Source organism: Lysobacter sp. Soil_N_51 (genome assembly GCF_057655755.1).
The window spans coordinates 131,263-143,490 of sequence record NZ_JBDGLR010000005.1 but is presented as its reverse complement, the minus strand read 5'-3'; the positions used below and the strand labels follow the sequence as shown (position 1 = coordinate 143,490).

The following is a 12,228-nucleotide window of genomic DNA, read 5'->3' as shown; positions in this document are numbered from 1 at the left end:
GTCTCATGCGGGCCGCGTCGCAAGGATTTGAATGAACCGCACTTCCTGGATCTGGGCCGCGATCGGCCTGACCGCCGCGGCGCTCGCTGCGACCTTCGTGATTGAACCCGGCGCACCGCGCGCCTTGTTGAACGCGGCCAAGCCCGCGCCCGCGCCGACCGCGTTCGGCTGGAACGCGCAACTCGAACTCATCGCCGGCGACGGCGTGCGCGGCCTGCGCAACGCGACCGCGGCGCAGGCGCGCTTCGCCGATCCTTACGGACTGGCGCGCAGCGGCAACGGCACCTTGTATGTCGCCGATGCCGGCGACAACAATCTGATCCGCCTGATCCGCGCCGACGGCAGCGTCGCCACCGTGGCCGGTTCGATCGAAGGCTTCGCCGATGGCGCGGGCACGAAGGCCGCGTTCAATACGCCGTCCGGGTTGGCGCTCGACAGCCTCGGCAATCTGTATGTCGCCGACACCGGCAATCACGCGATCCGCAAGATTTCGCCGCAGGGCGTGGTCAGCACGTTGGCCGGAACCGGCGTGGCGGGTTATCGCGACGGCCCCGGTGCGCAGGCGCAGTTCAACGGGCCGATCGGGATCGCGGTGTCTCAGGCCGGGCGCGTGTTCGTCGCCGACACGTACAACGATCGCATCCGGGTGATCGAACCCGACGGCACCGTCGGCACGCTCGCCGGTGGAGCGCCTGGCAACAGCGACGGCGCGGCGGCGATCGCGCGTTTCGATACGCCGACCGCGCTGGCGATCGACGCGCAAGGCATCGTCTGGGTCGCCGACACCCGCAACCGCGCGATCCGCCGGGTCGAACCCGATGGCGATGTCAGCACCTTGAACCTGTTGCCGACGGTCGAAGGCAAGAATCCGCTGGCGCGCCCGACCGCGCTGGCGATCACCCACGACGGCTTGATGTATGTCGGCGACATGTCGACGGGATTGGTGGTGCAGATCCGCGCCGACGGCAATTGGGTGGCGCTGACCGGCAACGCGCAGGAGCAGCGCCTGTCGCTGCCCGCGGCGATGACGCTCGACGCCGACGGTGCGATCTATCTCACCGATGCCGGCAGCTATCGCGTGCATCGCGTTGCCCCGGCCGCGGCGCAACCCATCGTCACCGTGGCAGGCCCATCGCCGCTGGACCCATTGCCGTTCACCGCCGGACGTTGGCCGCTGCATCCACAGGACGGGTGGCACGAAGTCGTCGGCACCCTGGGCGAAGTGCGTGGCGACGGCCGCGGCGAAAGCCGCCACCATCTGCATGGCGGCTTCGACATCCGCGGCGACATCGGCCAGCAGGTGCTCGCCATCGCCGATGCCAAGACCAGCAATCCGTCGAGTGCCTGGGGCTACGGCAGCCTCGGCGAAGGCGCGTCGCTGGATACGATCAGCTACATCCACATGCGCGTGGGCCGCAACGGCAAGGGCGAACCGATCGATCCGGCGCGGTTCCAGCCGATCGTCGGCGACGACGGCAAGATCGAACGCATGCGCCTGCGCCGCGGCACCCGCTTCAAGGCCGGCGACGTGCTCGGCACCATCAATCCGATGGCGCATGTGCATCTGGCGCTGGGTTCGAACGGTTACGAGCGCAATGCGGTGACCTTGGGCTTCACCGGTTACGCCGATCATTACCCGCCGCGGATCGAGCGCATCCAGTTGCTCGATTCGCTGGAACAGCCGCTCGCGCAGAAAGAACAGGGCCGGCTCGTGGTGTCGCGCGGGCAACCGGGCGTGCAGATCGTGGTCGAAGCCTGGGATCAGGTCGACGACAATCTGGCGCGGCGCCGGCTCGGTCTGTACACGCTGGGCTATCAATGGCTCGACGCCGCCGGCAAACCGCTGGCCGGGTACGAACAGCCGCGCATGAACATCGAGTTCGACCGCAAACCGCCCGACGATGCGACCAAGGTGCTGTACGCCGCCGACAGCGGCATCACCGTCCACGGCAGTGCGATCACCCGCTTCCGCTACGTGCTGACCAACACCGTGCGCAACGGCAAGGTCGCCACCGGCCTGTGGCTGCCCAGCGAACTGCCGGCGGGCGATTACACCTTGCGCATCAGCGCGCGCGATTACAGCGGCAACGAGGCGAGCGCGGGGCGCGATCTGGCGATTCGTTTGCGTTGATCGTTCACGCTTAAGTGCAGGCATGAAAAAGCCCCGTCGTCGTCGACGGGGCTGTGTTTAGCTATCGTGCCGCGTGTTCGACGCAGCAGGTTCGATCGTTATTCGAGCCCACGGCTCGACGCGATCTTCGAATCGATCAGGACGCGGCTTTCAGCGCGTGCTTGCGGGTGCTCATGATCTGATGGCATTCGCGCACCTGCGGCAGCAGGCGTTCGACTTCGACGCGCGCGGCCGGCGGGGTGTCGCTGTCGGACAAGGTCTCGTTGAAAGCCTTGAGCAGACGATCTTCCGATTCTTCCAGTTCGGCCACATAGCCGTACTGGGTGTCGCCGAGGGTCGCGCGTACCTTGCCGTAGAACTGCTGCATCGAGCCAACGAAGGTGCCGTGCTCGGCCGGCTTGCCGCCTACGGCGACCACGGCCGAGCTCAGGCTGGTGACGATGTCGCCCTTGACGCCGGCGATGTGCACGAACAGCGCGGACAGTTCGGCATCTTTCACCTTCTGCGCCGCTTCGGTGTAGAAGTCCTTGCCGTCGCGCGCGATTTCGATCAGGTCGTTGAGGGTATGTGCGGTCTTGGTCTAGGTATTCATTGAAGCTCCTGGCTGACCAGCAAAGTCGTGTAGCGCTGGCCGTGTGGGGATGATTGCTCGTAATGAGCCGGCGATGTGCGCCGGTGCCATGGACTATTTCGCATCGCTCATTAAGACCTCGTGATCCTTGCACGCAACGATTCATACAATCGCATGCGCTGAATAATTCATATTCTGGATTCGCGCGCCAACTCACGCTGCGTTGATCTGCGCGACGATCGCGATTCGTATTGATCGCGCGGATGAACCGCGATTCGCTTCGATACAGCCGCAACCGAGAGCGATATGACGATCCCGTCACGACGCGTTTTGCACAGTGGCGCCACCCAATCGTCGGACCTGGCGCATGCAGCCTGATGATTTGATCGTGGTTCGTCCGCACGGCCTGTATTGCCCGCTCGGCGATTTCTACATCGACCCTTGGCAACCGGTCGCCACCGCGGTCGTCACTCACGGCCACGCCGACCATGCGCGCGTCGGCATGGGCGTGTATCACGGCAGCGAAGAAGGCCTGCCGATCCTGCGCTGGCGATTGGGCGAGCAGGCGTATCGAAGCCATGCCTATGGCGAAGCCTTCGAACTCGGACGCGTGCGCGTATCCCTGCATCCGGCCGGGCACGTGCTGGGTTCGGCGCAGGTGCGCATCGAACACGGCGACCAAGTCTGGGTGGTGTCCGGCGATTACAAGCGCCAGCACGATCCGACCTGCAGCGCGTTCGAACCGGTGCCGTGTTCGACCTTCGTCACCGAGTCGACCTTCGCCCTGCCGATCTATCGATGGCCGGACGCCGCGCAGGTCGCGGCCGAGATCGTCGAGTGGCGCGAGCACTGCGCCGCGCGCGGGGAGACGGCGGTGTTGTTCTGTTATGCGCTGGGCAAGGCGCAGCGCATTCTGGCGGAACTTGCGAAGCACGCCTCGCGACCGGTGTGGGTGCATGGCGCGATCGCCTCGGGCGTGGAGGTCTACCGGCAGGCCGGCGTGGCCATGGCCGATACCGAACTGGTGGCGGATACGAGGTCACGCGACGAATGGGCCGGCGAACTGGTGCTGGCGCCGCCGTCGGCCGCGGGTTCGGCGTGGATGCGCCGGTTCCGCCGCGTGCAGACCGGGTTCGCGTCGGGCTGGATGCGCATCCGCGGCAATCGGCGCCGGCGCAACTTCGATCGCGGCTTCGTCATTTCCGATCACGCCGATTGGCCCGCGTTGCTGCAGACCATCGACGCCAGCCGCGCCGAACGGGTGATCGCCCATCACGGGCGCTCGGAGGCGCTGTTGCGCGTGCTCGCCGAACGCGGTCTGACGGTGGATCGCTTCGATACCGGCATGCAGGGCGAGCAGGCATGAAACGCTTCGCCGCCCTGTTCCGCGAACTCGATCGCAGCACTGCGACCTCGGACAAGCGCGCCGCGCTGATCGATTACTTCGCCGCCGCCGCGCCGCGCGATCTGGCCTGGGGCCTGTGGCTGCTGTCGGGCCACAAGCTCGGCAAGATCGCGAACCAGCGCGAATTGCGCGAATGGGTGGCGCAGGAAACCGGACTGCCCGGCTGGCTGATCGACGACAGCTACGATCAGGTCGGCGACCTGGCCGAAACCCTCGGCCTGTTGCTCGACGAACCCGATGCCGCCGCAGCCGTGGACCGGCCGCTGCACGACTGGATCGAACTGCAGCTCGCGCCGTTGAGCGGCGTCGACCCGGCGACGCGTCGCGAAGCGGTGGTCGCCGGTTGGCGCGGATTGCAGGCCGAGCAACGTTTCGTGTTCAACAAACTGCTGACCGGCGCCCTGCGCGTGGGCGTGTCGCAACGGCTGGTGCAGCAGGCGCTGGCGCAATGGTCCGGCGTGGATATCGCGCTGATCGCGCAACGCATGCTCGGCGCATGGCAGCCTTCGCCCGAATTCGTGCAGCAATTGCTGGCGAAGGAAACCACCGCGCAGGACCGGCAGCAGCCGTATCCGTTCTTTCTCGCCTCGCCGCTGGAATCGAAGGACGATGCGCCGCCGACTCAAGCGCTGGGGCCGATCGAGGACTGGTTGCTGGAATGGAAATGGGACGGCATCCGTCTGCAGCTGATCCATCGCCAGGGCCAGTCGTTGCTGTGGTCGCGCGGCGAGGAACGCCTGGACGGGCGCTTTCCGGAGATCGAAGCGGCGGCGCGACGCCTGCCGCGCGATTGCGTGCTCGACGGCGAACTGCTCGGCTGGCGCGGCGGCGGCGACGCGCAGCCGCTGCCGTTCGCCGCCTTGCAGACCCGGATTCAGCGCCGCAAGCCGGGGCCGAAGATTCTGGCCGACACGCCGGCGCGCATGCTCGCTTACGACTTGCTGGAACTGGACGGCGAGGATTGGCGGCCGCGGCCGCTGCACGAACGCCGCGCCGCCCTGGCGACGCTGCTGACGGCGCATGCCGATCCGGCGATCGTGCTGTCCGCGCGAGTCGACGCGGAAGACTGGACGCAGGCCGCGGCAATGCGCGAACAGGCGCGCGAACGCGGCGTCGAGGGATTGATGCTTAAGCGTCGCGACTCGACTTATCAGGTCGGTCGACGCCGCGGCGATTGGTGGAAGTGGAAGATCGATCCGCTGACCATCGATGCGGTGCTGGTGTACGCGCAGGCCGGCAGCGGCCGCCGCAGCACCTTGTACACCGACTACACCTTCGCGCTGTGGGACGGCGATGCGCTGGTGCCGATCGCCAAGGCCTACTCGGGCCTGGACGATCAGGAAATTCTGCAACTGGACCGCTGGATCCGCGCCAACACGCTCGAACGCTTCGGCCCGGTGCGCTCGGTGACGCCGCTGCACGTGTTCGAACTCGGCTTCGAAGCGGTCAATCGATCGAGCCGGCACAAGTCGGGGATCGCCGTGCGCTTTCCGCGGATTCTGCGATGGCGTCAGGACAAGACCGTCGAGCAGGCCGATCGGATCGAGACGCTGAAGGCGCTCGCGCCGTAAGTCGCGACGCGGCTTCACGTTGCCGCGCGGCGATCATCAAACCGTCAGATTGAACGTCCTGCTGCGCGCAAGCATGCGACTCAGCCCAACACCCGCCGCAGGTACGGCGCGGTCCGACTCGCCTTGACGCGAGCGACCTGTTGCGGCGTGCCGCTGGCGACGATCGCGCCGCCGTCTTCGCCCGCGCCCGGCCCGACATCGATCACCCAATCGCTGTCGGCGACCACGCGCATTTCGTGTTCGACCACGATCACCGTGTTGCCGGCATCGACCAGGCCATGCAGTTGCGCCATCAGTTTGTCGACATCGGCCGGATGCAGTCCGGTCGTCGGCTCGTCGAGCACATACAGGCTATTGCCGTGCTGGCTGCGCTGCAACTCGGTCGCCAGCTTGATGCGCTGGGCTTCGCCGCCGGACAGTTCGGTCGCCGGTTGGCCCAGACGCAGATAGCCCAGGCCGATGTCGCGCAATAACGTCAGCGGACGCCGCACCGCGTCTTCGTCGGCGAAGAACGCCAGCGCCTCGTCGACCGTCATCGCCAGTACCTCGGCGATGCTGCGGCCGTTCAACAGCACCTCCAGGGTCTTCGCGTTGTAGCGGCTGCCGTGGCAGGTCGGGCACGGCGCGTACACGGTCGGCATGAACAGCAATTCGACCTGGACGAAGCCCTCGCCTTCGCAGGTCTCGCAGCGCCCCTGCGCGACGTTGAACGAGAACCGGCCGGCGTTGTAGCGGCGCGACTTGGCCAGCGCGGTGTTCGCGAAAAGTTTGCGCACGTGATCGAACAAACCGGTGTAGGTCGCGAGATTCGAGCGCGGCGTGCGGCCGATCGGTTTCTGGTCGACATTGACCAGCCGCTTGATCGCATCGGCGCCGCCGTGGATGCGTCCGGCGGTCTTGGCGATTTCGCTGGGCTGCGGTTCGCCGGTCTCGGATTCTTCCACCGGCGGCTCGTGGCCGAGATGATCGCCGACCAGTTCGACCAAGGCCTGGCTGACCAGACTGGATTTGCCCGAGCCCGACACGCCGGTGACGGCGGTGAACACACCCAGCGGAAAGCGCGCATCCAGGCCGTGCAGGTTGTTGCGACGCAGGCCGCGCAGTTCCAGCCAGCCGCTCGGCGAGCGCGGCGTTCGCGCGCGCTTCGCATCGGCACCGTCGGCGGCGAACAGATAACGCGCGGTGTGCGACGCGGCGATCGTGCGCAGGCCGTCGGGCGGGCCGCTGTAGAGAATCTGTCCGCCGTTCTGGCCGGCGTCGGGGCCCACGTCGACCAGCCAGTCGGCGCGCCGCATCATGTCCAGGTCGTGTTCGACCACGAACACCGAATTGCCGGCATCCTTGAGTTGATCCAGCGCGCGATGCAGCGCTTCGCTGTCGGCCGGATGCAGGCCGGCGGATGGCTCGTCCAGCACGTAGACCACACCGAACAGGTTGGAACGGATCTGGGTCGCCAGACGCAGCCGTTGCAGTTCGCCCGGCGACAGGGTCGGCGTGGTCCGGTCCATGGCCAGATAGCCCAGGCCCAATGCCTGCAAGGTCGCGATGCGCTCGACCAGATCGTGGGCGATGCGTTGCGCGGCGATGCGTTTTTCTTCCGACAGGTCCGGCGTGCGGCGCACGTCGGTGCCGCCGGCATGCGCCGATCCGCCCGCGGCGACGCGCTTGGCGGTGTCCTGGACGCTGGCCGCGCGACTGCGCGTGGATGCCTTGGTCGGCGCATCGAAGCGCCCGTTCGCGGCCGGCGCCAGCACCTCGGCGATGCGGTTGAGCGACAGCCGCGACAGGCTGCCGATGTCGAGACCGGCGAAGCTCACCGACAGCGCTTCGCGCTTCAGGCGGCGGCCGTCGCAGACCGGACACGGCGCGCCGCTCATGAAGCGCGCCACGCGTTTTTTCATCAACGCGCTTTGGGTGGTGGCGAAGGTGTGCAGCACGTAGCGGCGGGCGCCGGTGAAGGTGCCCATGTAGCTCGGCTCGGCCTTGCGGCGCAGCGCGGCGCGGGTCTGCGCGGGAGTGAAGCCGGCATACACCGGCGCGACCGGTTGTTCTTCGGTGTACAGGATCCAGTCGCGGTCCTTCTTCGGCAGATCGCGCCAGGGCACGTCGACGTCGTAGCCCAGGGTGACCAGGATGTCGCGCAGGTTCTGTCCGTGCCAGGCCGGCGGCCACGAGGCGATCGCGCGATCGCGGATGCTCAGCGACGGGTCGGGCACCATCGCGCGTTCGGTGACTTCGTACACGTAGCCCAGGCCGTGGCAATTCGGGCAAGCGCCTTGCGGGGTGTTCGGCGAGAAATCCTCGGCGTACAGCATCGGCTGCTTGGGCGGATAGGTGCCGGCGCGCGAGTACAGCATGCGCAGCAGGCTCGACAGCGTGGTCACGCTGCCGACGGTCGAGCGGACGTTCGGGGTGCCGCGCTGCTGTTGCAGCGCCACCGCCGGCGGCAGGCCGTCGATCGCATCCACGTCGGGCACGCCGACCTGATCGATCAGGCGCCGCGCATACGGCGACAGCGATTCCAGATAGCGGCGCTGCGCCTCGGCGAACAAGGTGCCGAACGCCAGCGAGGATTTTCCCGAGCCCGACACGCCGCTGAACACCACCAGCGCGTCGCGCGGGATATCGACGTCGATGTCCTTGAGGTTGTGTTCGCGCGCGCCGCGCACGCTGACGTACGCGCCGAAGCGGGGATCTGCTCGAGTGGGTTTGTTTGCCATGGGCCAGCCGAAGAACGTATATCGGCGGCTATTGTGCGCGAGCCGGTGTTAGCCGGACATGCAGCGCGCGGCGCTTGGCCGGCGTCGAGCGGGCCTCGAGAGACCGGCAGCTGGGGCGGATCGGCTTCGGCTTGATCGGCTGTGGCTTAATCGGTTTCGGCCTGATCGGCTGCGGCATCAGTCGGCGCGCGCCGCCCGCGCTCGTCGATCAGGGTCTGCAACTGCATCGGCAGCAGCTCCAGCCGGTTCTTGTCCCATACCGTTTCGTCCAGGTGTTCGGTCGCGTCGGCGGTGGCGCCGGTCAGGAACACGAACAAGCTGGCAGGCGCCTGCGCGCGCACGATCGCGCGCGCAACCTCGCCGTCGAAACCGGGCAGATTGAGGTCGCACAACACGATGTGCGGCGCGAACTCGGCCAGGGCCGCGCGCAATTGCGGCTCGCTGTCGACCCGGCGACTGACCCATGGCTCGGGCCAGCGGCCGAGCTCCAAGGTCGCCAGTTCGACGTCCTCGGCGACATCGTCGACGAACAGCAGGCGCCAGGTCACGGCTCGCTCAACCTTGCGCCTTGAACGGCGGTTCGTTGATCACCGCCCAGAACTTTCCGAGCGTGCGCACCGCCTCGAAGAACTGGTCCACGTCGACCGGCTTGACCACGTAGGCATTCACGCCCAGATCCCAACTGCGCACCAGATCGGCTTCCTCGCGCGAAGACGACAGGATCACCACCGGCAACTGGCGCAGCTTTTCGTCCTGGCGCAAGGCTTCGAGCACTTCCAGGCCGTCCATGCGCGGCATCTTGATGTCGAGCAGCAGCACCGAGGGGTCGCCCTCGCCGCGATCGGCGTATTTGCCGCGGCGGAACAGGTAGTCCAGCGCCTCCACGCCATCGGTGACGTGCACGATCGGATTGATCAGGTTGGCCTCGCGCAGCGCATCGATGGCCATTTCGGCGTCGTAGGGGCTGTCTTCGGCGAGCAGGATGGTGCGGATGTCAGTCATGGCCCGAAGGTCCCCTGGCGAGTTCGGCGTTGGAAGGAAGGATGAAATGGAAGGTGGCGCCCTCGCCCGGCTGGCTTTCGGCCCAGATCCGGCCGTTGTGGCGGGTCAGCACCCGGCGCACGCTGGCCAGGCCGATGCCGGTGCCGGTGAATTCGCTGGCCGAATGCAGGCGCTGGAACACGCCGAACAGCTTGCCGGCGAAGGCCATGTCGAAGCCGGCGCCGTTGTCGCGCACGCTGAAGTGATGGTTGCGTTCTTCGTCGTAGCGATGCTCGACCTCGATGATCGAGGGCTGGCTGTGCACGCTGTACTTGACCGCGTTGCCCAGCAGGTTGAGCCAGACTTGGCGCAGCATGTTCTCGTCGCCGACCACGATCGGCAGCGCGGCGAGCTTCCATTGGATCTCGCGGCCGGGCTGATCCATGCGCGCATTGGCGTCGAGCATGGAGCGCGTCTCCTGCACCAGCGACTGCATGTCCACCGCCTGCAGGCGCATCGCGCTGCGGCCCAGGCGCGAGTACACCAGCAGGTCGTCGATCAGGTCCGACATGCGCTTGGCCGAGTTGGAGATCACCTGCAGGTAGTGGCGCGACTTTTCGTCGGCGGCCTCGCCCAGGTGACGCTGCAGCTTGTCGGCGAAGCCGGCGGTATGGCGCAGCGGCGCGCGCAGGTCGTGCGAGACCGAGTAGCTGAAGGCCTCCAGCTCGCGGTTGACATCGGAGATCTGCTCGACCTTGCCCTCGAGCTGGCGGTTGAGTTCGTGGATGCGGTTCTCGCCGGCGCGACGGGCGCTGATGTCGCTGGCGGTGATCATCACCGTGTTTTCTTCGGTTTCCGGCAGCGGCATGCGGCGCGCGTTGATCATCATGACCCGGCGTACGCCGTCGTGGGTGATCTGCTCGCGCTCGTAGTCCCACAGCTCGCGGCCGCGGTTGAGCACTTCGGCCAGCCGGCGCGTGGTTTCCTCGTCGGCCCAGGCGCCGCCGCTGAGTTCGGTCAGCTTCTGCCGCTCGCCGGGCTCGTCGCGCATGCCGTACAGCTCGCCGAAGGCGATATTGGCCAGGACCACGCGCAGCTCGCGATCGACCACCGCGATCGGCTCGCGCACGGTATCGAGCACCACCGAGGCGTAAGCGCTCGCGGTCTGCGCGTCGCGCTCGGCGGTCAAGCGCCGGCGCATCTGGCGCAAGGCGAAGAAGCTGATCGCGGCGAGCACCAGGATCTGCGCGAGCACCGCGCCCCAGCGGGTCAGTTCAGTCAGGCGGATGCGCTGTTCGTACTGGGTCTGGCGCTGCGCCAGCAGGTCGCGTTCTTGCTTGATCAGCGCGGCGATCAACACGCCCACCGGATATTGGGTCACCGCCTGGCTGATTCGTTCCGCCGGCAGCGGCTGGGCATGCGGCTGGGCGATGTCGTGCATCGATTGCAGTCGCAGTCGCACCTGCCCGCGCAATTCGCCCAGGCGCAATTGCTGGCCGGGGTTGTCCTGGGTCAGCCGCTGCAGGGCCCGCAGTTCCTCGATCACGCCGGCGCGGGCGTCGGCGATGCGCTTGTCGAAACCCTCGCTGCGCGGGACGCCGGCCGCCAACGCCAGCGAGGCCGCCTCGACGTCGCGGATGTTCTGGCCCAGGGCCTGGGCGCGGGCGTCGACTTCGAGGGTGTGCTGGACCCAGTCGGAGGCTTCCGCCGCGGACTGGTTGGCCTGCAACAGCACCCAGGCCGGCGCGACCACGATGAGCACGATGACGATCGCCAGCCCGGTGGCCTGCCAGAACGGCGAAAGTCGGTCGACGGAGCGTAAGGGCATGAGTAGGAAGGCCGTCTGGGTGAGGTCGCACCGCGCGGCCATACGCTCCCGAGGCAGGCCGCATCATCGCGTCGAGGCCGGTTGTGTGCAATAGGCTGGGTGTCATGGCACACCGTCGGCACAATCGGCGGCCCAGGCTGAAAGGTTCAGCGTCGCGATGCGACCTCGCGCAGGTTTGATGCTGCGGCGTTACATCAACGGGGTCGGAAGCGGCCGCGACGGGCGAGATCGGTCAGTCCCGAGTCGTGGCGGGACGCCAGCCGCGACGGCCTCAGCCGTAGCGTTTCTGGCAGACCTCGCAAAAGAACGCGCGCCGCTTGAACCGGCCCAGGTGCTTGCAGTAACTCAGACGCGCGCCGTCGCGAGGGCAATGGGTCTTGGTGTGCACCTGGTAATGCCGCTTGAGCTCGGATGCCTTCTTCCAGCGATAGAAATCGAAACTGTAGTCGCGGGCCTGCGCGATCAGCTCGCCGAGTTCGCGCGGCGGCAACGCGCCGACCGTGCTCAGCGGGTGCACGCCGATGCGGTGCAGGACTTCGTTCTTGATGATGTTGCCGACCCCGGCGAATACGTTCTGATCCAGCAAGGCGTCGGCGGCCAGCTCATTCGGACGCAGCTTGAGTTTCTTGCGCGCCGCCTTCGGGTCCCAGGCCGGGTTCATCACATCGCCGCTCCAGTCGTAGGCCTCGTCCAGCGGCCCTTCGATGAACTTGACCGAGCAATTGTAGAAATTGAGTTCCTCGCCGAGGGCGAAGCGCAGGCTCACTCGCGGCGCGGTCGGCCGCTGCTCGTTGACGCGATAGCTGCCGAACAGCATCAGGTGGATGCGCAGCGCGAAGCCTTCGAATTCGATCAGGAAATGCTTGCCCCAGGTGCGCAAGGCAACGATGGCCTGACCGCGCATGCGCTGGATGTCCTGCGCACAGTTGCCGGCCACGCTCATCACTTCGCGTCCTTCGAAGGCGGCGGCTTCTTCCTTGAGAATGACGATCGTCGGGCCTTCAGGCATGACCGCAGTATC

The 12,228-nt window shown here is 67.0% G+C and carries 8 protein-coding genes and 1 pseudogene; 3 read left to right on the top strand and 6 right to left on the bottom strand.

Features of this window, described 5'->3' with window-relative positions:
- Positions 1-31: 31 nt before the first annotated feature.
- Positions 32-2,131 carry an NHL repeat-containing protein gene (locus AC3A4T_RS10305; RefSeq protein WP_487675306.1) on the top strand — a complete coding sequence of 700 codons (2,100 nt, stop codon included), beginning with the start codon at positions 32-34 and terminating at the stop codon, positions 2,129-2,131.
- Positions 2,132-2,267: 136 nt separating this feature from the next.
- Here the strand turns inward: AC3A4T_RS10305 and AC3A4T_RS10300 are convergent.
- A pseudogene (locus AC3A4T_RS10300) lies at positions 2,268-2,711 on the bottom strand (PA2169 family four-helix-bundle protein); the annotation flags it as partial.
- A 358-nt stretch (positions 2,712-3,069) separates the two neighbouring features.
- On the opposite strand from AC3A4T_RS10300, the gene AC3A4T_RS10295 reads away from it, so the two are divergent.
- Together AC3A4T_RS10295 and AC3A4T_RS10290 are read left to right on the top strand one after the other, a co-directional pair.
- A complete protein-coding gene (locus AC3A4T_RS10295) occupies positions 3,070-4,068 on the top strand; it encodes a ligase-associated DNA damage response exonuclease (RefSeq protein WP_487675305.1) in 999 nt (332 codons plus the stop codon).
- Positions 4,065-5,678, top strand: a complete 1,614-nt coding sequence (locus tag AC3A4T_RS10290) for an ATP-dependent DNA ligase (RefSeq protein ID WP_487675304.1) — start codon at positions 4,065-4,067, stop codon at positions 5,676-5,678. The genes AC3A4T_RS10295 and AC3A4T_RS10290 overlap by 4 nt, the downstream gene beginning before the upstream one ends.
- 80 nt (positions 5,679-5,758) lie before the next feature.
- Here the strand turns inward: AC3A4T_RS10290 and AC3A4T_RS10285 are convergent, their stop codons facing one another.
- From AC3A4T_RS10285 to AC3A4T_RS10265, 5 genes are all read right to left on the bottom strand, one after another.
- Entirely contained in the window at positions 5,759-8,398 is a 2,640-nt protein-coding gene (locus AC3A4T_RS10285; RefSeq protein ID WP_487675303.1) for an excinuclease ABC subunit UvrA, read from the bottom strand.
- 146 nt (positions 8,399-8,544) lie between these two features.
- Positions 8,545-8,946: a response regulator gene (locus AC3A4T_RS10280; RefSeq protein WP_487675302.1), complete on the bottom strand. Its 402-nt coding sequence runs from the start codon at positions 8,944-8,946 to the stop codon at positions 8,545-8,547.
- Between the two features lie 7 nt (positions 8,947-8,953).
- A complete protein-coding gene (locus tag AC3A4T_RS10275; RefSeq protein ID WP_056106326.1) occupies positions 8,954-9,400 on the bottom strand; it encodes a response regulator in 447 nt (148 codons plus the stop codon).
- Positions 9,393-11,207, bottom strand: coding sequence for a sensor histidine kinase (locus tag AC3A4T_RS10270; protein WP_487675301.1), 1,815 nt, complete (start codon positions 11,205-11,207; stop codon positions 9,393-9,395). Before AC3A4T_RS10270 ends, AC3A4T_RS10275 begins: the two co-directional genes overlap by 8 nt.
- A 271-nt stretch (positions 11,208-11,478) precedes the next feature.
- Complete coding sequence (locus AC3A4T_RS10265) at positions 11,479-12,216, bottom strand: DNA-formamidopyrimidine glycosylase family protein (protein ID WP_487675300.1); 738 nt, start codon at positions 12,214-12,216, stop codon at positions 11,479-11,481.
- Between the last annotated feature and the right edge of the window lie 12 nt (positions 12,217-12,228).